Source organism: Pelagibacterium sp. (genome assembly GCF_965249125.1).
GTDB lineage: Bacteria > Pseudomonadota > Alphaproteobacteria > Rhizobiales > Devosiaceae > Pelagibacterium.
Map to the genome: position 1 here is coordinate 1550125 of NZ_OZ252217.1, position 21362 is coordinate 1571486.

19 protein-coding genes are annotated in these 21362 nt (G+C 62.3%); 16 read left to right on the forward strand and 3 right to left on the reverse strand.

Annotated features, from left to right (window positions below):
- Positions 1-49 precede the first annotated feature (49 nt).
- The 4 genes from ACP148_RS07655 (at position 50) to ACP148_RS07670 (ending at position 6144) form a co-directional block, all read left to right on the forward strand.
- Positions 50-700, forward strand: coding sequence for a protein-L-isoaspartate O-methyltransferase family protein (locus tag ACP148_RS07655; protein WP_421950336.1), 651 nt, complete (start codon positions 50-52; stop codon positions 698-700).
- Between the two features lie 174 nt (positions 701-874).
- On the forward strand, positions 875-2227 hold the full coding sequence (locus tag ACP148_RS07660) for a TolC family protein (RefSeq protein WP_421950337.1): 1353 nt from the start codon (positions 875-877) through the stop codon (positions 2225-2227).
- 202 nt (positions 2228-2429) lie between these two features.
- Positions 2430-3107 (forward strand): DUF2497 domain-containing protein, encoded by a 678-nt coding sequence (locus ACP148_RS07665; RefSeq protein ID WP_421950338.1) that lies wholly within the window; start codon positions 2430-2432, stop codon positions 3105-3107.
- A gap of 220 nt (positions 3108-3327) precedes the next feature.
- Positions 3328-6144 (forward strand): valine--tRNA ligase, encoded by a 2817-nt coding sequence (locus ACP148_RS07670; RefSeq protein WP_421950339.1) that lies wholly within the window; start codon positions 3328-3330, stop codon positions 6142-6144.
- Between the two features lie 378 nt (positions 6145-6522).
- On the opposite strand, the gene ACP148_RS07675 is transcribed toward ACP148_RS07670, so the two are convergent.
- Positions 6523-6960 (reverse strand): VOC family protein, encoded by a 438-nt coding sequence (locus ACP148_RS07675; protein ID WP_421950340.1) that lies wholly within the window; start codon positions 6958-6960, stop codon positions 6523-6525.
- A 608-nt stretch (positions 6961-7568) separates the two neighbouring features.
- Between ACP148_RS07675 and ACP148_RS07680 the strand changes: the two genes are divergently transcribed.
- Entirely contained in the window at positions 7569-8378 is an 810-nt protein-coding gene (locus ACP148_RS07680) for a tetratricopeptide repeat protein (protein WP_421950341.1), read from the forward strand.
- 4 nt (positions 8379-8382) lie between these two features.
- Here ACP148_RS07680 and xth read toward each other — a convergent pair whose 3' ends face one another.
- The gene (xth, locus tag ACP148_RS07685) at positions 8383-9189 is read right to left on the reverse strand and encodes an exodeoxyribonuclease III (RefSeq protein WP_421950342.1); all 807 of its coding nucleotides are present in this window, start codon (positions 9187-9189) and stop codon (positions 8383-8385) included.
- Positions 9190-9240: 51 nt separating this feature from the next.
- On the reverse strand, positions 9241-9591 hold the full coding sequence (locus tag ACP148_RS07690; protein WP_421950343.1) for a HesB/IscA family protein: 351 nt from the start codon (positions 9589-9591) through the stop codon (positions 9241-9243).
- A gap of 82 nt (positions 9592-9673) precedes the next feature.
- Between ACP148_RS07690 and ACP148_RS07695 the strand changes: the two genes are divergently transcribed.
- The 11 genes from ACP148_RS07695 (at position 9674) to ACP148_RS07745 (ending at position 21344) form a co-directional block, all read left to right on the forward strand.
- Positions 9674-10846 carry a deoxyguanosinetriphosphate triphosphohydrolase gene (locus ACP148_RS07695; protein WP_421950888.1) on the forward strand — a complete coding sequence of 391 codons (1173 nt, stop codon included), beginning with the start codon at positions 9674-9676 and terminating at the stop codon, positions 10844-10846.
- 43 nt (positions 10847-10889) lie between these two features.
- Positions 10890-12641 (forward strand): arginine--tRNA ligase, encoded by a 1752-nt coding sequence (gene argS / locus ACP148_RS07700; RefSeq protein WP_421950344.1) that lies wholly within the window; start codon positions 10890-10892, stop codon positions 12639-12641.
- Between the two features lie 84 nt (positions 12642-12725).
- The gene (locus ACP148_RS07705; protein WP_421950345.1) at positions 12726-14741 is read left to right on the forward strand and encodes an SPOR domain-containing protein; all 2016 of its coding nucleotides are present in this window, start codon (positions 12726-12728) and stop codon (positions 14739-14741) included.
- 185 nt (positions 14742-14926) lie between these two features.
- Positions 14927-15721 carry a segregation and condensation protein A gene (locus ACP148_RS07710; RefSeq protein WP_421950346.1) on the forward strand — a complete coding sequence of 265 codons (795 nt, stop codon included), beginning with the start codon at positions 14927-14929 and terminating at the stop codon, positions 15719-15721.
- Complete coding sequence (gene scpB / locus ACP148_RS07715; protein WP_421950347.1) at positions 15718-16380, forward strand: SMC-Scp complex subunit ScpB; 663 nt, start codon at positions 15718-15720, stop codon at positions 16378-16380. The genes ACP148_RS07710 and scpB overlap by 4 nt, the downstream gene beginning before the upstream one ends.
- 142 nt (positions 16381-16522) lie before the next feature.
- Positions 16523-16762: a twin-arginine translocase TatA/TatE family subunit gene (gene tatA / locus ACP148_RS07720; RefSeq protein ID WP_421950348.1), complete on the forward strand. Its 240-nt coding sequence runs from the start codon at positions 16523-16525 to the stop codon at positions 16760-16762.
- Positions 16763-16805: 43 nt separating this feature from the next.
- A complete protein-coding gene (gene tatB, locus ACP148_RS07725) occupies positions 16806-17558 on the forward strand; it encodes a Sec-independent protein translocase protein TatB (protein ID WP_421950349.1) in 753 nt (250 codons plus the stop codon).
- The gene (gene tatC / locus ACP148_RS07730; RefSeq protein WP_421950350.1) at positions 17555-18385 is read left to right on the forward strand and encodes a twin-arginine translocase subunit TatC; all 831 of its coding nucleotides are present in this window, start codon (positions 17555-17557) and stop codon (positions 18383-18385) included. Before tatB ends, tatC begins: the two co-directional genes overlap by 4 nt.
- Positions 18386-18564: 179 nt before the next feature.
- A complete protein-coding gene (gene serS, locus ACP148_RS07735) occupies positions 18565-19869 on the forward strand; it encodes a serine--tRNA ligase (protein ID WP_421950351.1) in 1305 nt (434 codons plus the stop codon).
- On the forward strand, positions 19866-20657 hold the full coding sequence (gene surE / locus ACP148_RS07740) for a 5'/3'-nucleotidase SurE (RefSeq protein ID WP_421950352.1): 792 nt from the start codon (positions 19866-19868) through the stop codon (positions 20655-20657). Before serS ends, surE begins: the two co-directional genes overlap by 4 nt.
- A gap of 18 nt (positions 20658-20675) precedes the next feature.
- Positions 20676-21344, forward strand: coding sequence for a protein-L-isoaspartate(D-aspartate) O-methyltransferase (locus tag ACP148_RS07745; RefSeq protein ID WP_421950353.1), 669 nt, complete (start codon positions 20676-20678; stop codon positions 21342-21344).
- The last annotated feature ends 18 nt before the right edge of the window (positions 21345-21362 follow it).

The following is a 21362-nucleotide window of genomic DNA, read 5'->3' on the forward strand; positions in this document are numbered from 1 at the left end:
GGTATTGACCGGAGAACAGCCCCAGAGCACCCAGGGAAGGCGATTGACTATGGATTTTTCGCGCGCACGCCGGACGATGGTCGACAACCAGTTGCGGACCAGCGGGATCACCGACTGGCGCATTCTGGATGCCATGAACCGCATTCCCCGCGAGCGATTCGTGCCCGATACGCACTCCGCTTTTGCCTATAGCGACGAGCCGATCGCGCTTTCGCCGGCCCGGACAATGGCCTCGCCGGCCGATTTCGCGCGGCTGGTGCAGCTTGCGGAAATCTCCAGCCAGGACGTGGTGCTCGACGTGGCGTGCGGGACCGGCTATTCGGCGGCCGTGCTGTCCCTGCTGGCCAATGCGGTGGTGGCGCTGGAAAGCGATGAGGTTCTGGCGGGGCGGGCCAACGATATCCTGGCCGAACTCGACATCGGCAACGCCGCGGCGGTGGCGGGCCCGATCGAAAACGGGGTGGCCAAGGAAGCTCCGTTCGACGTGATTATCCTGGAAGGCGCCGTGGACGTTGTGCCGCCGGCGCTGCTTGCCCAATTGCGCGATGGCGGCCGGTTGGTAGCGGTTTTAGGGGCCGGAAACGCGGCGGTAGCCAATCTTTACGTCAAGTCCGGCAATGACGTGGCTCCAATGCCCAGCTTTAACGCGAGCCTTCCGGTTTTGGGCAGCTTTTCGTCGGCGCCGGCCTTTGTTTTTTGAACCGGCGGGCAGGCGTAACATTGCCGCAATGTTGCCGTGCGACATGGCGGGCACTGTTACCGACTCGCAACGAGTCAGATCTTACCAACGTTAAGTTTGGGCAATGCGATCGTTTGGCGTTGAAAGCGGGGCGGCGCGCCCTTATTCTTGGGGCAGCGCTGGAGGCGCGGGGCAATGAAATTTAATTTTGTTTTGAGTGTAAGCGTCATTGCACTGATGGGGCTGGTTTCGTCGGCCCAGGCGCAGAGCCTGACGTCGGCGATGACCTATGCCTATGAGAACAATCCCGATATCGCCAGTTCGTTCCTTTCGGTCAGAGCGGCCCGTCAGGGCATTATTGCCGCCGAGGGGGCAAGGCTGCCAACGATCGGGGCGGAAGGCAGCATCGGGGTAACGTCGACATGGGTGTCGGGGGGGCAGAGCTGGTCGACGTCCGATAGCGTAGGCCTCGGCTACAGTCAGACCCTGTTCGACAACAATGCGACCAGCGCTGCGATCAGCGGCGCCGAGGCGCAGTATGATGCGGCGGTCTATGGCGCCAAGAACACCGAGCAGAACGTGCTGCTCTCGGTCATTCAAGCGTATGTGAATGTGGTGACCAACCGGCGGATCGTGGATATCCGCCAGGAAAGCGTCGGGTTTGTCGGTGCGCAGGTGAGTTCGGCGCGCGACAGGCTGGAACTGGGTGAGGGCACCCAGCTCGAAGTGTCGCAGGCCGAGGCTACCCTTGCGCAGTCCACGGCGTCATACCAGGGCGCGATCAACAATCTGCGCAACAGCGAAGCCAATTATCAGCGCTGGGTGGGCCAGGCTCCGGGCAGTCTTTCCGGAGGCTACAGCTACTCCTCGCTGATTCCGGGGTCGCTCGATGCGGCGCTGGCGCGTGCCAATAGCGGCCATCCGGCGCTGTTGGCTTCGGCGGCGCAATTGCGCGCCGCTCAATTTGGCTATGAGGAAACGCTGGCGAGCTTTGGGCCCAATCTGTCCGTGTCGGGCCAGGTTGGCGCTGGCGGCTGGACCACGGGCACCGTTGCCACCCAGGCCAGCATCAGCCTGCGGCTGAGCGTGCCCATTTACACGCCGACCCGCGATCCGTCGGTCGAACAGGCCAATATCGGGCAGATCCAGAGCCAGCTCGAGGGGTTCGCGACGCGCGACCAGATCGTCGAGGCTGTGCGTCAGGGCTGGGCAGGCATCCAGGCTGCGACGGCTCAGATCGAGGCCGCGACAGCCGCGGTAGCGGCGAGCCGGCTGGCCCTGCAGGCCACCATCGACCAGAACGAATTGGGACAGGCAACCACGCTAGACGTGCTGGACGCGCGGGCCTCTGTGGCTTCGGTCGAGGAAACGCTGATTTCGGCGCAATCGCAAAGAACCATTGCCGCCTATTCGCTGATTGCCGCGATGGGAACGCTGAGTGCCCAGCACCTTGGGCTGCCGGTTCAGCCGCGGACGGTCGAGGGCGACGTGGTCGTTCAGGTGACCGCGCCGACGGCGCCAGCCGATGCGTGGGGCAACCTACGCTAAAATACCAATAGCGCTGCTTTTTCGTGGATTACGCCCCCTTGGTGGGGCGTTTCTCTTTTCGCACGCCGGGCTCCCGCGTTAAGGTACTGTAAAGCGAATCAACGGTCGCGGGCCGTTGTCGCTGGCAGTACAGAGTACCGGCCAGGGCGGCCAGAGCGAGATTGGGGCGAATATGAACCAGCCGGCATCAAAAGAACCGACAATGGACGAAATCTTATCGTCGATCCGGCAGATCATTGCCGACGATGATGAGGCAGCGGCCCAAAAGATGCCGGTTGCCAAGGCAAGCGGTCCCAAGCCCGTGCCTGCGCCCGAGCCCGTTCCGATGCCCTCGGCAGCCGAGATCGACCCGTTCAGCGATGATGACGACGATTCTGCCGCGCCGCTGGCGCTTTCGCCGGAACAAATCGTGGAGCCGGCCGCCCCCGAACCGGAAGCTGAAGAAATGGAAATGCCTTCCGCGGCGAGCTTTGACGCGGCCGCGGAACTGGTGGTGCCCGACGATGTGGCATTCCAGGCCGACAAGGACGAGGAGCCTGCTCCCCAGCCCGCGCCGCAGGTTCAGGCTGAGCCCGAACCGGCGCCCAAGCCCGCACCCAATTTTGCGCAGGCAGCGCCGATGCCCGATCCCGATTTAAGCAGCGATCTGGCCGACGAGCTGCTTGAGCCGGCCACCAGCGCAGCGGTCAAGAACGCCTTTGCCAAGCTCGGCGGCCCCAAGGCCGTGCCGGACATGGCACTGGGGGCCAGCGGGCTGACCATCGAAGCGATGATCCGCGAAATGCTGCGGCCCATGCTCAAGGACTGGCTGGAAGAAAACCTGCCCTCGATGGTGGAGCGCCTTATCGCCCAAGAGATCGAGCGCGCATCGCGCGGTTGACTTCGCCGCGCGGCTTGGCTTTACAGATACCCGAAATCTTCACAGACCCGTCCCATCGCTGGGGCGGGTTGTCGCTCTAAGAGCATTTCGGCTGTTCCATGAATGGCGGAAACGCTTCAAGTCTTTGTTTTGTCGCGTTTCCGTACCGGATAAGTGGCTTCCATCCCCGAACGGGTCGAGGATGCGCTTATCCTGGAAACACTCCAGAGGTACTACACAGATGATCGAAAAGACCTACGAGCCGAGCACGGTCGAAGGGCGCATTTACGGCGCCTGGGAAGAGGCGGGGGCTTTCAAGGCCGGCGCCGGAAGCAAGCCGGGCGCGGAGAGCTATTCGGTCGTCATTCCGCCGCCCAACGTGACGGGTTCGCTTCATATCGGACACGCGCTCAACAACACGATCCAGGACGTGCTGGTGCGCTTCGAGCGCATGCGGGGCAAGAACGTGCTGTGGCAGCCGGGCACCGACCATGCGGGCATCGCGACCCAGATGGTGGTCGAGCGGCGCATGATGGAGCGCCAGGAGCCGGGGCGGCGTGAGATCGGGCGTGAGAAGTTCCTCGAAAAGGTCTGGGAATGGAAGGCCGAGAGCGGGGGGACGATCCTCAACCAGCTCAAGCGGCTTGGCGCGTCGTGCGACTGGTCGCGGGAGCGCTTCACCATGGACGAGGGGCTGTCCGAAGCGGTGCTCAAGGTCTTTGTGGAGATGTACCGCAAGGGGCTGATCTATCGCGCCAAGCGGCTGGTCAACTGGGACCCCCAGTTCGAGACCGCGATCTCGGATCTCGAGGTGGAGAACACCGAAGTCAACGGCCATATGTGGCATTTCAAGTATCCGCTGGCCGGCGGTGAGACCTACACCTATGTCGAAAAGGACGCCGACGGGAACGTGGTGCTGGAGGAAGAGCGCGACTACATCTCGATTGCGACGACGCGCCCGGAAACCATGCTGGGCGATGGCGCCGTGGCGGTGCATCCCGACGATGAGCGCTATGCGCCGATCGTGGGCAAGATGTGCGAAATCCCCGTGGGACCGAAAGAGCATCGGCGGCTGATCCCGATCATCACCGACGAATATCCCGAACCCGAATTCGGTTCGGGCGCGGTAAAAATCACTGGCGCGCACGACTTCAACGACTATGAGGTGGCGCGGCGGAACGGGATTCCGATGTACTGCCTGTTCGACACCAAGGCTAATATGCGAGCCGATGGGGCGCCTTACACCGAGCAAGCGGAACTGGCGGGCAAGATCGCGCGCGGCGAGATGGAGTTCGACGATTCGGTGACGACGGCGATCAATATCGTTCCCGATGAATATCGCGGCATGGATCGGTATGAAGCGCGCAAGAAGATTGTCGCCGACATCGACGCCGAAGGGCTGATGGTGACGGTCGAAGACAAGAAGATCATGCAGCCCTTTGGGGATCGCTCAAAGGTGGTGATCGAACCGTTCCTGACCGACCAGTGGTTCGTGAACGCCGAAGTGCTGGCCAAGCCCGCGATTGCCTCGGTGCGCGAGGGGCGGACCAAGTTCGTGCCGAAAAGCTGGGAGAACACCTATTTTTCGTGGATGGACAACATCCAGCCCTGGTGCATTTCGCGCCAGCTCTGGTGGGGTCACCAGATCCCGGCCTGGTATGGACCGGACGGACAGGTCTTCGTCGACCACGACGAAGCGGGAGCCGCGAAGGCTGCCGAAGCGCACTACGGCGAGCGGGTGGACCTGACGCGCGACGAGGACGTGCTCGACACCTGGTTCTCGTCCGGTCTGTGGCCGTTCTCGACGATGGGCTGGCCCAAGCAGACTGAAGAGCTGAAAGCCTATTACCCCACGGCAACGCTCGTCACCGGGTTCGACATCATCTTCTTCTGGGTTGCCAGGATGATGATGCTGGGTCTTGAATTTACGGGTGAAGAGCCGTTCGAAACGGTCTATGTGCATGCGCTGGTCCGGGACGAGAAGGGCCAGAAGATGTCGAAGTCGAAAGGCAACGTCATCGACCCGCTCGAACTTGTCGATGTCTATGGCGCCGACGCCACACGCTTCACGCTGGCCGCGATGGCGGCGCAGGGGCGCGATATCAAGCTGGCGATGAGCCGGGTCGAGGGCTATCGCAACTTCGTCACCAAGCTCTGGAACGCTGCGCGGTTCCTCGAAATGAACGAATGCATGCGGGTCGAAGGGTTCGATCCGACGACGCTTTCGGGCGCGCTCAACCAGTGGATCGCTGGGGCGACGGCGCGGGCCGTTGCCAATGTCGAGCGTTCGATCGTCGAATACAAATTCAACGAAGCGGCCAACCACGCCTATGATTTCGTGTGGGGCACGTTCTGCGACTGGTTCGTGGAACTGGCCAAGCCTACATTCTCGGGGACCGACGAAACGGCGAAGGCCGAGACGCGGGCGACGGCGGCCTGGGCGCTGGACCAGATTCTGAAAATGCTGCATCCGTTCATGCCGTTCGTGACCGAAGAGCTTTGGGCGGAGACCGGCAAGAGTGGCCCGAAGCGTGACGGCTATCTGATGCTGGCCGACTGGCCGGAGCTCGATGCGATATCGTACCCGCAGGCGGGCGCCGAACTGGGCTGGCTGCTGGAAGTCATTTCGGCCATCCGGTCGGTGCGGACGGAAATGAACGTTCCCGCCGGGGCGAAGGTGCCGCTTGTGGTGGTGGGCGCCAGCGCCGAAACAGCGGCGCGGATCGAGACTCATCGGGCGGCGATCGAGCGGTTGGCGCGGGTTTCGACCATCGATCTGGTGGACGCCATTCCCGCCAGTTCGGCGCAGTTCGTGGTCGGCGAGGCGAGCTGGGGTCTGCCGCTTGCCGATCTGATCGACATCGGGGCGGAGCGCCAGCGGCTTTCCAAGGACGTCAAGAAGCTCGAGGGCGAGATTGGCGGGCTGGAAAAGAAGCTCGGCAACGAACAGTTCCTCGCCAAGGCGCCCGAAGAAGTGGTCGAGGAGCAAAAGGAGCGGCTGGGCGAGGCCAGGGCACGGCGCGAAAAGCTCGAACAGGCGCTGGCGACGCTGTCTTGATTTTTCGGGGTAGGGCTGACGGCGGCCTTGTCAGGCCCGAGCTTATTCGAAGGACTGGGCGATGAGGCTGTAGCAACCGCTATCAAGGCCCCATCACCCGCCGCTTCGCGTCGACCTCTCCCCCGAAGGGAGAGGTACGCAGACTTCCGATTCCGTAGAACTTTGAATTACTCTAAGCCGTTCAGGATTTGATCGAATCAAATCCTCGGCTCTAGAGCATTTCAGCGCTTCCTTGAATCGCTTCAATTGCTCTAAGTCTTTGTTTTGTCGCGCTTCCGAACCGGATAAGTGGTGCCCACTTATCCTGGAAGCGCTCTAAGCCTTTGTTTTGTCGCGTGTTCGAACCGCAAAACCGTTTCCACTTTTGCTGGATATGCCCTAGCGCAGCTCCTCGGCAAGGCCGATAAGCAATCCTTCGGGGCCGCGGATGTAGCAAAGGCGATAGGCGTCTTCATACTGGACGACTTCGCCCACGAGCTGCGCGCCGCGGGTGCGCAGGCGGTCAAGCGTATCGTCGATATCGTCCACCGTGAACATGACGCGGAGGTAGCCCAGGGCGTTGACCGGGGCGGTGCGGTGATCGGCGGCGACAGCGGGCCTGATGAAGCGGGAGAGTTCGAGGCGGCTGTGGCCATCGGGCGTGCGCATCATGGCGATCTCGACATGCTGATCGCCAAGGCCGGTGACCCGTCCTGCCCATTCCCCCTCGATGGCGGCACGGCCTTCAAGTTCGAGGCCGAGTTCGGTGAAGAAATCGATAGTGGTGGAGAGGTCCTCGACGACGATCCCCATGTTGTCCATCCGCTTGAGCGCCATTTTCCAATCCCCTTCAGAACAATAGCCACCGGCGCTTCACGCACTTGTGACAATTTTGCTACATTCTCCATAGACTCGCGATCATGCCATGCGCAGTCACGCTTTGCTAAGGGACGATGCCACAATCTTACCCTAAACCAGCCGGAGAAAGGCTGGCGGCGGGTGGATATGGTGTTTGATGCGCACAATTGCGCACAGAGCCGTCATGCCTGCCGGACCATGCCCGATGTGGGATAATTTCCCGCAAACGGGCAAGAAGCAGGACAGAGATGGCAACCGGTTCGTCCCATTGCAGCGAATTTTTCGACCGAGCGGCATACAGCAATGTTGCCATCTTGGCGGCAGACAATCGCTCTATTGCCGACACAATGGGCCGCTATCGTAACGTCAATCAAACATATGAACTGCCGTTGGCGGTTCGGACGTTCACTGCCGTTCTGGCCCGTTGGGCCGGGCGGGAAGCGAATGAACAAGCAACAATATTTGACAGGGTGGCGGCGGACACACGATCTGCCGTTTGCAACAATACGGTGAAGGTTCCCGGCCCGGCAGCGGGCGCGCACGGCGTGGCGCGACGGCTGCGTGACTGGGGCGTGAGAAGGTGTGTTATGCCTATAGTCAGGAGTACTGCGTTCGCTCTGGCTGCGACCTGTTCGGCTCTGCTGTCGCTCGGCACCATATTGCCGGCGCAGGCGCAGAGCGCGCTCGATGCCGCCCAGGAACTGGCCCAGATGCTCGATGGCGTGACGGCCACCGAATTGAGCGGCGACAATCTGGTTTCCGCCCTCGAAGGGGCGGCCGATGCCGGCCAGCCCATAGCGCTGTGGCAGCTTGGTACGATGTATGAAACGGGCGCCGGGGTTCAGAAGGATCCCGCCAAGGCATTCCAGTATTTTTCGCGCATCGCCAACGAGAATGCGGACGCGCCGCCGAGTTCGCTCGATGCGGATATCGTGGCGCAGTCCTTCGTCAAGATCGGCGATTACTACATGCACGGGGTGCCCGATGCGGGCATTCCCGAGGACGCCTCGCGCGGCCAGACGCTGCTGATGCACGCGGCGACCTATTTCGGTGATGCCGATGCGCAGTTCCGCGTCGGCATGCTCTATCTGAGCCCCGAGGGGTTCGGTGTGAACCCGCTGCAGGGCGCGCGCTGGCTGTCGCTGGCCGCTCGCAAGGGGCACCCCGGCGCACAAGCGCGGCTGGGCGAAATGCTGGTGGTGGGCAACGGGATCGAGGCGCAGCCGGTCGAAGGGCTGATGTGGCTCAATATCGCCTATCGCTCAGCGCTCGGCACGAGCGACGAGGGCTGGATCCGTGAATTGACCGAAAGCGCCATGGCACATGCCGATCCGGCACAGGCTGAAACGGCCCTGCGGGCGGCGGATACGCTCGGGGGCCAGTTCGCCGAATTCTGATTGATCAGGCGGCCTTTGCGGAGCGGCCAGCGAGGGTGAAATCGCCTTCAACGGGGACGTGGTCCGAGGGCTTGTCCCAGCCGCGGGTGTCCTTATGGACGGTGACGCCGGTGAGCCTGTCGGCGGCCTGGGGGGAAAGCAGCAAATGGTCGATGCGGATGCCGGCGTTGCGGCGCCAGGCGCCGGCCTGGAAATCCCAGAATGTGAAGGCCTGTTCGCCGGTGGTGGCGCGCAGGGCGTCGGTTAAACCCAGATTGACGATGCGGCGCCATTTTTCCAGGCTCTCGGGCCTAAACAGCGCGTCGCCCCACCATACTGAGGGGTCGTGGCAGTCAAAGCCGGTGGGGATGAGGTTGAAATCGCCCATCAGCACGAAGGGTTCCTCATAGGCCAGGCGCTGCTCGACGAAATCGTAGAGGCGATCCATCCAGCCCAGCTTGTAGGGAAATTTCTCGGTATCGACCGGATTGCCGTTGGGAAGGTAGATGTTGCACACGCGCACGACACCGCCGTCCTCGGTGGAGAACACGCCTTCTATCAGGCGCGATTGCGGGTCCTCGTCATTGCCGGGCAGGCCGCGATGGACTTCGTCGAAGGGGATCTTGGAGAGCAGGGCGACGCCGTTGAAGCTCTTCTGGCCGTGGGTCTCGACGTTGTAGCCGCGCGATTCGAACTCTGCGCGGGGGAAATTTTCATCGAGGCATTTGATTTCCTGGAGTCCGACGATGTCGGGCTTTGTTTCGTCGAGCCAGGTGAGGACAGCCGGAAGGCGTGCGTTGATGCCGTTGATGTTCCAGGTAGCGATTCTCATTGGGGCCGTCCTTTGAATGGACGGCAACAATAACCCGCTCGCCCGCGGCGATCAAACCGCGAAGCTGGTGCCGCAGCCGCAGGAGGCAACAGCGTTGGGGTTCTTGATCTGGAAGGACTGGCCGATCAGATCGTCCACGAAGTCGATTTCGGCGCCGCCCATGAATTCAAGGCTCATCGAATCGATGTAAACGGTGGCACCATTGCGTTGAAGGACCAGATCGTCTTCGGTGGGGTCTTCCTTGACAATGTTGTATTCGTACTGGAAACCCGAGCAGCCGCCGCCCGCTACGGCGATGCGCAGTACGGTGCCGGGCTCTTCCTTTGACAGGATGCGGTTGATCCGCTTGGCGGCGCGCTCTGTCAAAACGACCTCGGTTGGTGATAGCTGGGTGTCGGTCATGGCGCTGCTTTGGCTTGAAACATGTTGCCTCAACATAAGATCGTAGAGCGACGATGAAAAGGGGCTGTTCCACATGAGTGATATGCACGCGGTTTATGCAGCCGACCCGGCACGGTCACGGGGGCGGGTCTATCGGCCTTCGGCCAGCCCGACGCGCAACGAGTTCCAGCGGGACCGGGACCGGATCATCCATTCGACGGCTTTTCGTCGGCTGCAGCACAAGACACAGGTTTTCCTCCACCATGAGGGCCAGCATTTCCGCACGCGGCTGACCCATACGCTGGAAGTGAGCCAGATCGCGCGTTCGATTGCCCGCGCGCTGCGGCTCAATGAGGATCTGGCCGAGGCCGTGGCGCTGTCGCACGACCTTGGGCACACGCCGTTCGGGCATGCGGGCGAGCGGGTGCTTTCGGAAAAGATGACGGAACTGGGCGGGTTCGACCACAATATTCAGGCGCTGCGCGTGGTTGGTGTGCTGGAAAACCGCTATGCCGAGCATGACGGGCTGAACCTGACCTGGGAAACGCTCGAAGGTATCCTCAAGCATAATGGGCCGGTGATCGGAGACGCATCGGAGCACGGCCAGGATATCAACGTGGCTCTAGCTGAAATTCCGGCCAGCGAGGACTTGCTGCCCGCCACCTATGCCAATCTGGAGGCACAGGTGGCGGCGATTGCCGACGACATTGCTTATAACGGCCACGATATCGACGATGCGGTGCGGGCCGGGTTGGTGGTGATCGACGATCTTGTCGATGTGCCCTTGGTGGGGCCGATTGCGCGCGAGGTCATCGAGATGTGGCCGGGGCTGGAGCGCGGGCGGCAGATCCACGAGGTGCAGCGGCGGCTGATTACCCGAACAATCGAGGCGGTGATCGCTGAAAGCGCCGAGCGGCTGATTGCGGCGGGGCCGCAAAGCGCCGACGACGTGCGGTATGCGGGGCGGCCATTGATCGGATTTCCCACCGAGATGGCGGACGATGAGACCGAGCTCAAGGCGTTCATGTTCGCAAAGGTCTATCGCGACGCGCGGGTCATGGGCCCGGTGCGCGAAAGCGAAGCCGTGGTGGGGCGGCTGTTCGATGCCTATATCGCCGATGGGGATATGCCGGGGCGTTGGGGGTTGGCCTATAGCGCTGCAGTTTCGGCGGCGGCGCGGGCGAGAATCGTCTGCGATTTCGTGGCTGGGATGACCGACCCCTTCGCGCTCGAGGAACACAGGCGCTTGTTTGACGAAAGACCGGAATTCCGGTAACCGCAGCGCTTGTTTTCCTTCGTATACCCATAGGTTCCTTGAGATGGATGTGTTTGCCCTTTTTGAAGGGCGCGTCACCGATGCGCTGATCGCGAGTTTTCCCGAGCTGGCCCACAATCGCGAGTTGCTGGCCCGCGTCGTCGTCGAGCCGCCGCGCGATGCCGCCCATGGGGACCTTTCGACCAATGCCGCGATGGTGGTGGCCAAGCCGCTGGGCAAGAACCCGCGCGAGGTCGCCGCGGCGATTTCCGAGCGGTTTTCGGGCGATGCCGATGTGGCTTCGGTCGAGATCGCCGGGCCAGGGTTCATCAATTTCCGGCTGCAGCAAAGCGTCTGGCATAAGGTTTTGTCCTCGATTGCCGAGCTCGGCGATGATTTCGGGCGGGCCGACGTGGGGCAGGGCGAGAAGGTCAATGTCGAATATGTTTCGGCCAACCCGACCGGGCCGATGCATGTGGGGCATACGCGGGGCGCCGTTTATGGCGACGCGCTGGCCTCGCTTCTGGCGTATGCGGGCTACGAGGTTTCCAAGGAATACTACATCAACGATGCCGGATCGCAGGTCGATACGCTGGCCCGATCGGCCTTCTTGCGCTACCGCGAGGCGCTGGGCGAGACTATCGAAATTCCGTCGGGTTTCTATCCGGGCGATTACCTGATCCCTGTAGGACAGGCTCTCGTGGAAGAGTTCGGCAATTCCCTTTTGGACAAGCCCGAAGAGGCATGGCTGGCGCCGGTCAAGCAGCATGTGCTGGCGGCCATGCTCGAACTCATCAAGGCGGATCTGAAGAAGCTCAATATCGAGCACGACGTGTTCTTTTCGGAAAAGACGCTGCACGGGCAGGGTGGCGATATTGACCTGACGCTCGATTGGCTGCGCGAGCAGGGGTTGGTCTATGAAGGGCGGCTGGAGCCGCCGAAGGGCCAGTTGCCCGACGATTGGGAAGACCGAGAGCAGACACTGTTCCGCGCCACCGAGTTTGGCGACGACGTGGACCGGGCGCTGGTAAAATCGGATGGCAGCTATACCTACTTTGCCGCCGATATCGCTTATCACCGCAACAAGGTGCTGCGCGGCTTTACCACGCTGATCGACGTTCTGGGCGCCGACCATGCTGGTTACGCCAAACGGATCGAGGCGGCAGTGAAGGCCGTCTCGGGTGGCAAGGCATCGGCAGATGTCCGCTTTTGCCAGTTGGTCAAGCTGTTGCGGAATGGCGAGCCGGTAAAAATGAGCAAGCGTTCGGGAGACTTGGTGACACTTGCTGATGTAGTGGAAGAAGTGGGCGTGGACGCAACCCGCTTCATGTTGCTGTTCCGGCGGAACGATGCGCCGCTCGATTTCGATTTTGCGCTGGTCAAGGAGCAGAGCAAGGACAATCCGGTTTTCTATGTGCAGTACGCTCATGCAAGGACGTATTCGGTGTTCCGCAACGCGGCGCGCGATTTGCCGGACCTCGATACGTCAGAAGCGGCGCTGGCCGGGGCCGAGCTTTCGCTGCTCTCGACGGCAGACGAAATCGAGCTGATCCGGCTGCTCGGATCGTGGCCGCGGCAGGTGGCAGCAGCGGCGCGGGCGCACGAGCCGCATAGACTTGCCTTTTACTTGCACGAGCTTGCCGCGCAGTTCCACGCCTTCTGGGGAAAGGGCAAGGAAGACCCCGGCTTACGCTTTGTTAACGATAGTGACCCGAAACTGACACTGGCCCGACTCTCGCTTGTGGATGGCGTGCGCCGGGTTCTCGGTAACGGCCTTGATCTTTTAGGCGTGAGTGCACCGCAAGAGCTTTCATAATTACGGCGCATTGCTGTGAACAGTTCTGTGGACATGCTCGCAATCAAGGCAAGTTAAAGCGAAAGATTTTCGGGGCACTGCTCTATGAACGACACCAAGCATATCCCGCCGGCGGCCGGGCAGGATTCCGATGACCTGATCGCCGAGCTTGCGCGGCTGGTGGCGCAGGATGCCCGCACGGCGGCTGGGCCGGCCAGCGCCCACAAGCACGAGCCCCAAATTTGGGCCCAGCCCGAACCGGAGCAGCCCGCGCAGGACGATTTTTACGGGGCCGAGCCCAGTTTCGGCGCCTCGCAGGATCTGCCAGCGCAAGACGAAGTCGAACGCGCCGAGCCGACGCCGGAGGCCGGGCAAAGCGACACGATGCCGGTGTTCGATTTCGGTTTTGGGACCGCGCAGCAGGCCGGTGCTGACGATCAACGATCGTCCGGTGACCCGATTGCCGATCTGATCGCCGATGCGGAAGTCGAGACCTACGAAAGCGATTATTCGCAAGAGGACGACTGGGCCAATCGCGATGATCCGCTTCCCGCCGAACCTGAAGCGGCGGCGCCCTACGCCGACTATGGGCATTCCGATGAGGGCTTTTCCCACGCTGCGCCCGCAGCGCAGGAACGCGATCCGCTCGGCGACATCGAAGCGCTGATCGGGGAAGCCGCGCGCGCCAATTCTGGCGATAGCGGACTGCCGGCCGGGCGCCGCGTGAAATCGAGCTTTCTCGATGATTTTGAAACCGATGCCGCTGTTGATGCAGCGGAATCGGCGATCCTTGCCGCCGCGGCAGCCACGGGGGCTCCGGTGCGCCGCGTCGAGCCGGCAAAAGATCCTGAAGACTGGTTGGTGGCAGCCTCGCCCCATCAGGCCGAGGAACGGCCAGAGCCCGTGTTCGAGCCGCAGCCGAGCCAGGAGCAATTCATTCCCGATCCGTTATTTGCCTCGCCGGTGACGCCGCGAGCGGAGCCCGAAGCGGAAATGGGATCGTCCGACTATAGGGATGAAGAGTACGCGGAGGGAGCCTACGCCGAGGAAGAGTTCGCACCGAGGCGCTCGCGCCGCAGACCAGGCGGTTTTGTCCTGCCGGTTGCCGCAGGGGCCGTGATCTTCGCGCTGATCGGCGGGGTCTATTTCGCTTTCTTTACGGGTCCCGGCGGCCCGGGCGAAGCGCCGGTTCTGACGGCAGATGCCTCGCCGCTCAAGGAAGTTGCTCCTCCGTCACAGAACGAGTCAGCGGCCAGCGAATCCGTGGTGTTCAGTGAGATCGAGGGCAACAGCACGGCGCCGGAAGACGAGGCTTTGGTGTCCCGCGATCAGACCAATGGCGCAAGCGGGGCGCAGGTCGCCGAAGTGCTGGCCCCAGAAGAGGGCGAGACGGCGCTGGCCAATCGTCCGGTGCGCACGGTGACGGTGCGGCCCGACGGCACGATCGTCCAGGCAACCGACAGCGTTGCGGGTTCGAACGTTTTGCCGGTCGAACGACCCGATGTGCCGGCTGTTCCCAACAGTACGTTGACCTCCGATCCGATCGGGGAAGCGATTGCGCTTGCCATGGCCGATGGCGAAGCCGCAGCTTTTGCCGAGCCGGAGGTTCCGGGGGCGGATGCAAGCGAAACCGCGCCCGAGGCCGGTGTCGCCGGGGCCACGCCGGCGGTCGGCCTTGCCGAAATCGCAGATGAAAGCGGGACGGCGGCGACAACCGAAAGCGCCGATGCCCCGCGTCCGATCCCGCGTCCGGCCGGACTGACAGCCCAAACCACGACGCCGGCTGCGACGGCGGCACCTGCAACCCAGACCGTGGCGGCTGCCACGCCGGCGCAGGCCGCTCCGGCACCTGCTGCTTCTACGCCGACGTCGAATGTCGGGGCATGGGTGCAATTGTCATCGCAACGCAGCGAAGCGGATGCGCAGGCCGACATTCCCTCGCTGCAGGCGCGCTATGGCGCGCTGTTCAACGGGGCGACCCCGGAAGTCAGCCAGGTCGATCTTGGCGAACGCGGCATCTATTATCGGGTTCGTCTGCCGCAGCCCACTTTCGACCAGGCCAATTCGGTGTGTACGGCGATCCAGGGGCAGGGTGGGGACTGTTTCGTGCTGAACAACTAAGTTGCGCGGTCAGTTAGGCGATGGTGGCCTGCAAGTAGCTCCGCTCCGGTTCTCGATGATTGCCATTTTCGACTCACCCTGACCTAACCGACCGCGCAACCTGGTTGGGATTATCTGTCGCGCCTTGACGAGACCGAGGGGAGTGGCAATGGTGCTTCCCACTTTTGCTTTGCCAGCGGCGGGATATGGCCGAGACTTCCGATCCATGGTTCACCGAGACGCCCGAGCCTGCGCAGGCCGATGCCGTGCTGCATGTGGACGTGCGCGGCTATGAAGGTCCGATGGACCTTCTGCTCGACCTTGCGCGCAAGCAGAAGGTCGATCTGTCGGGCATTTCGGTGCTGGCGCTGGCCGAACAATATCTGGCGTTCATCGAGACGATCCGACAGCAGCGGATCGAGGTGGCTGCCGATTATCTGGTGATGGCGGCCTGGCTGGCCTATCTGAAAAGCCGGCTCATGGTGCCCCAGCAGAGCGATGACGACGAGCCGAGCGGCGAGGAAATGGCGGCGCTGCTGCAATTCCGGCTGGCGCGGCTTGAAGCGATGCGCGATGCGGCAGGGCGGCTGCTCAATCGCTCACGGCTGGGGCGCGACGTTTTTGCGCGCGGGATGCCCGAACCGGTTTCGATTACCCGGCATGCGCTGTGGGAAGCAGATCTTTATCAATTGCTGCGGGCCTATGCGGCGCAGCGCGAACGCGGTATTCCGGCTGAATATTCACCCCATCAGCGGACGGTGTGGGGATTGCAGGAGGCGCGCGAGATCTTGGAGCGATTGATCGGCCAGAGTTTTGAGTGGGTTTCGCTCGACACCTATCTCGCTGACTATCTGGCGCGGCCCGAAGAACGGGCGACGGCTATGGCATCGAGCTTTACGGCATCGCTCGAACTTGTGCGGCTGGGGCAGGTGGAGTTGCGCCAGCAGGAAGCCTTCGCGCCCTTGCTGATGCGCCGGCGGCAGGGGGAAAAGCCGCAATGAGTGCCATGGAGAACGACGCGCCCGAAGTGCGTGAGCGCAATTTGCGCATTCTCGAGGCCCTGCTTTTTGCCTCGGCCGAGCCGGTCGACCTGCGCGACGTTGCGCCTTTTTTGTCCGATGAGGCCGATGTGGGCGACCTGATCGACGCGCTGCAGGCGCGGTATGCGGGGCGGGGGATCAATCTGGTGCAGCGGGGGTCGAAATGGGCGTTCCGCACGGCGGACGATCTCAATTTCCTGTTGCGGCGCGAGGAAACCGATACGCGGCCCCTGTCGCGGGCGGCGCTCGAAACGCTGGCGATCATCGCCTATCACCAGCCGGTGACGCGGGCGGAAATCGAAGAGGTGCGGGGCGTTTCGATTTCCAAGGGGACGCTCGACGTGCTCATGGAGGCCGGGTGGGTGCGGATGCGGGGACGGCGGCGCACGCCCGGACGTCCGGTGACCTATGGCACAACCGAAGCGTTTCTCGACCATTTCGGGCTGGAAAATCTCGGTGACCTGCCGGGGCTGGAGGAATTGAAGGGGGCGGGGCTGCTCTCGAGCCGCGTGCCGCCGAGCTTTACCGTGCCCATGCCGTTCGACGGGGCGTTGCGCGAGGACGAGGACCCGCTCGACCCCGACGATCAGGGCGATGCCGAAACCGAGAGCGAAGATTGATCGGGTAGCGGGGTCCCGCGACGATTATGGTCGAACAAGAGCGCACTGCATCCTTGTTTTCGCCGCCAATAATCAATATCTGTGGGCCAGACACATCTGCCGCCCGGCCTGAGGGTCGAGCCGGCAATTAGGAGGTACAACAATGAATCCCGGACCCTGGGGACTTCTGGTAATCGCGATTGTCGTGCTGCTGCTTTTCGGGCGCGGCAAGATTTCCGGCCTGATGGGCGAAGTCGCAGGCGGCATCAAGGCCTTCCGCAAGGGCATGTCCGAAGACGATACGCCCGATGACAAGCCGACGGCCACGATCGACCAGAAGCCCGGTCAGGCTGAGCCCACGCTCAACCAGACCACGGAAGCTGAGAGGCGGAAAGACGCCTAAGAGCGCCTTTCCTGCCATAGCTTTCAAACAAGGATAGATCGGCATGCTGGGGCTTGGCTGGAGCGAGATGCTCGTTATCGGCATCGTATTGCTTGTCGTCGTCGGCCCGAAAGACCTGCCGATGATGATGCGCAATGTCGGCCGGATGATGGGCACGGTGCGGCGCATGGGCAATGATTTCCGCCGGGAAATCGACAAGGCCATTGCCGCCGACGAGATCGCCGAAGCCAAGAAGGCGATTTCGGAGCCGCTCAAGCAGACCAGCGCGGAAATCAACCGCGAGTTCAATTCGATCCGCAATGGCAAGGTCGAACCGACAGGCAAGCTCAAGCCCCCCGAAACGGGCGAGGAGAGTGTTGTCGATGCGATCCACGCGCAGGCCGGGATGACGCCATCGCGGGCTGACCCGTCTGCTGCTTCGGCGGCTCTGCGCGCCAAGGTGAGCGAAACGGTGGCCAAGCCCGCCAACGCGGCCACGACAGCGGCCGAGCAGCCCGCGCCGCTTGCCGACGCCCCGGCCAAAACCAAGGTCAAGGCCGCGCCTCGCAAGGCGGCGACATCGACCGCCACTACCGCGGACACGGGCGGCAAGGCGGCCACCAAAGCTGCCAAGCCGGCGGCAGCGGCAAAGTCCGCGCCGAAGCCGGCTGCAAAATCTTCGACGAAAAAAAAGGCTGACGGCAAGCCCGCCTCCCAGAAGGGGGGTGCGGGCAAGACAGCGGCAACCAAGACCACGGGTCGAAAAACGACGCCGGCGCGCAAAAGGGCGGCGGCCGAGACGGGCAGCGAAAAATGACCCAGGCGCAAGAGAAAATCGCGGGTTCCACGCCCAAGGAAGATGAACTCAAAGCCAGCGAAGCACCGCTGATAGAGCATCTGACGGAATTGCGGACGCGGCTTATCTATTCGATCATCGCGCTGGCCGTGCTGTTCATCCTGTGCTTTTTCGTCGCTGACCAGATTTACAGCTTTTTGCTGGGCCCGTTCATCGCGGCAGCCGGGAGCCCCGAGGCGGTGCGCCTGATCTATACAGCGCCGCAGGAGTTCTTTTTCACCAAGCTTTCCGTGGCGTTGTTTTCGGCCATATTTCTGGCGTTCCCTGTTATCGCCTCGCAGATTTACGCGTTTGTGGCGCCCGGGCTCTACAAGAACGAGCGCATGGCGTTTCTGCCCTATCTGGTTGCCACGCCGATCTGTTTCCTGGTGGGGGCGGCGCTTGTCTATTACGGCGTGATGCCGCTGGCGCTGGGCTTTTTCCTGGGGATGCAACAGACGGACCCGAACGGCGTTTCCATCGAGATGGTGACGCGGGTTTCAGAATATCTGAGCCTGATCATGACGCTGCTGCTGGCGTTCGGGGTGTGCTTCCAGTTGCCGGTTATTCTGACCCTCCTGGCGCAGATCGGGTTGATCGGGGTCGACAACCTCAAGAGATGGCGCAAATACGCGATCGTGGCGATCATCGTGATTGCGGCATTCCTGACGCCACCCGATCCGATTTCCCAGATCGGGCTCGCGATCCCCTTACTGCTGCTCTATGAGCTTTCGGTGTTTGCCGTACGCGTTGTCGAAAAGCGCCGGCTGGAGCGCGAGGCCGAGCTGACCAAGGACCTGGAAAGCTAACCGGTCCTTGAGTTTGGCGCCGGGCTCGGCTAGGCACTGTCCGTATCTTTTTTTAGAGCATTTCGCTGGCGGGAGCTTCGGATCCCCTCGGTTGCTCTAATGTTTTTGTTTTGTCGCGTTTCCGAACCGGATAAGTGGTTCCCACCTATCCTGGAAACACTTTAGCGGACCAGCCCAAAATGTTCGATATCAAGTGGATCAGTGCAAATCCTGAGGCGTTCAACGCCGCGCTCAAGACGCGTGGGATGGATCCGGTTTCCGCGTCCCTTGTTGCGCTCGACGATGAGCGGCGCGCCGTGGTCGCCGAACTCAATGCGGTTCAGGAAAAGCGCAACGCCTCATCGAAACTGATCGGGCAGGCCAAGGCGCAAAGGGACGAGGCGCGGGCGCAAGACTTGATGGCAGAGGTGTCGGGCCTCAAGGACAAGCTCGGCGAACTCGAAGCGCGCGAGAAGACGCTGACCGAGGAGATTCGGGGGGCGCTGTCGGTGATCCCCAATTTGCCGGCCGAAGGCGTGCCGGAGGGCGAAGACGAGACCGACAACGTTCCCTATTTCCGGGCCAATGAATCCGAAGCGACGCGGCCGGGCAAGCCCAATCTTGGCTTTGCGGCAAAGGAGCATTACGAGCTCGGCGAAGCGATGGGCGGAATTGATTTCGAAACCGCCGCCAAGCTCTCGGGCAGCCGGTTCGTGGTGCTCAAGGGGCAGATCGCTCGGCTGGAGCGGGCGATTGGGCAGTTCATGATCGACCTGCATGTGGATCAGCACGGGTACACCGAGGTCGTGCCGCCCTATCTGGTTCGGGACGAGGCGATGTATGGCACCAGCCAGTTGCCCAAGTTCGATGGCGACTTCTTTTTCACAGCGCATGGCGAAGGGCGGCTGGCACTGATCCCGACGGCGGAAGTGCCGCTAACCAATATGGTGCGCGAATCGATGCTGAGCCAGGAAGAACTGCCGCTGCGCTTTACGGCGCTGACGCCGTGTTTCCGCTCGGAAGCGGGATCGGCGGGGCGCGATACGCGGGGTATGCTGCGCCAGCACCAGTTCAACAAGGTCGAGATGGTGTCGATCACGACGCCCGATAAATCGGCCGAGGAGCACGAGCGGATGCTGGCATGCGCCGAGGAGGTGCTCAAGCGGCTCGGTATCCATTACCGCGTCATGCAGTTGTGCACGGGCGATATGGGGTTCGGGGCGCGGCGGACCTATGACATCGAGGCATGGTTGCCGGGGCAGGATACCTATCGCGAGATTTCGTCGGTTTCGGTGTGCGGCGATTTCCAGGCGCGGCGCATGGATGCGCGCTATCGCGACGAAAACGGCAAGCCGCAATTCGTCCATACGCTCAACGGCTCGGGCGTTGCCGTGGGACGGGCGCTGATCGCGGTGATGGAGAATTACCAGAACGAGGATGGATCGGTCTCCATTCCCGATGCGCTGCGTCCCTATATGGGCGGGATCGAAAAGATCGGCGGATGAAAGCCAACCCGCGCATTTTGCTGACCAATGACGATGGTGTGGACGCGCCGGGCCTGGCTGTCTTGCTCGGCATCGCCAAGGCGCTTTCCGACGATGTGTGGGTGGTAGCCCCGGCCAATAACCAGAGCGGCACCGGGCACAGGATGACGTTCGGTTATGAGATCGAGATCGAGGCCCGGGGCGGGCGGATATTTTCGCTCGACGGGACGCCCGCCGATTGCGTGGTGGCGGGGATTACCCATGTGCTCAAGGACAAGCGGCCCGATATCGTTCTGTCCGGCGTCAATCGCGGGCAAAATCTGGGCGATATCATGCATTGCTCGGGGACGGCGGCGGGTGCGCGGGAAGGGGCGCTGCATGGCGCGATCGGGATCGCTTTGAGCCAGGCCATGGATTACGACCATGGGCGCGATGAGATCGACTGGGCGCCGTCCGAAGAACTGGGTGCGGAAACCATTCGGTCGATCCTCGAGGTTGCGGGCGCGCGCGACACCTATTTCAATGTCAATTTTCCGATCTGCGCACCCCATGAGGTGAGTGGAATCCGGCTGGTGCCGCATCAGCGATTCGCCCATTCGCCGTTCGAATTGTACGCCAGCGACAATCCGGGCAAGCATTTCGTGACGATTCTGAGCACGCCCAAACCTCTGGACGCGGGCGCGGATTTCCATATCCTGCATGAAGACAAGGCGATCACGGTGACCCCGCTCATGCTGCAGCAGACCGATATGGAGTTCGTCCAGCGCCATGAAGGCCGATTGCCGTTTACGGGTCCCGCGCGGACGTAAACGAGGGGGGCGGGGCGTTTGACCGATTACTGGGAAGCGCGGGCCGGCCTGATCCTGAACCTCCGCCAGCTCGGTGTGACCGACCCCGACATCCTGCGCGCCTTCGAGACCGTTCCACACGAAAAATTCGTGCCTGAAGATTTCGGCGAGTATGCCTATCGTGAATCATCGCTTCCCATCGAATGCGGGCAGTCGATCACGGCGCCGGGGCTTCTCGCGCAATTGCTGGTGCCGCTTGCGCCGCAGGGGACAAACAAGGTGCTGGAGGTGGGGACGGGGTCGGGCTATTCGGCGGCCCTGCTGTCGCGGATGGCAAGGCGGGTGTTCTCAATCGAAAAGTACAGGGTGCTGGCCAGCCACGCGCGGGTGCGCTGGCAGGGGCTGGGCTATACCAACATCGTCGGACTCAACGAGGATGGATTGGCAGGGCTGGAGCAGCAGGCGCCGTTCGAGCGCATTCTTCTGACCGGGTCGGTCAGCGAAGTGCCCGAAGAGCTTGTCGAGCAGCTTGCCGACGGGGGAATCGCGGTGATGGCGGTTGGCGCGGCGTCGGACAGGCAGGCGATCCTGCGGATCGAGCGGGCCGATGACAGCTTTATCGAGACCGAAACGGGCACTGTACGCCTGCCGCCGCTCAGCCCCGGACGGGCACGCAACCAGCATTTCCCAAATAGCGACGGACTTTAAGTTCGTCTTTACCTTAAC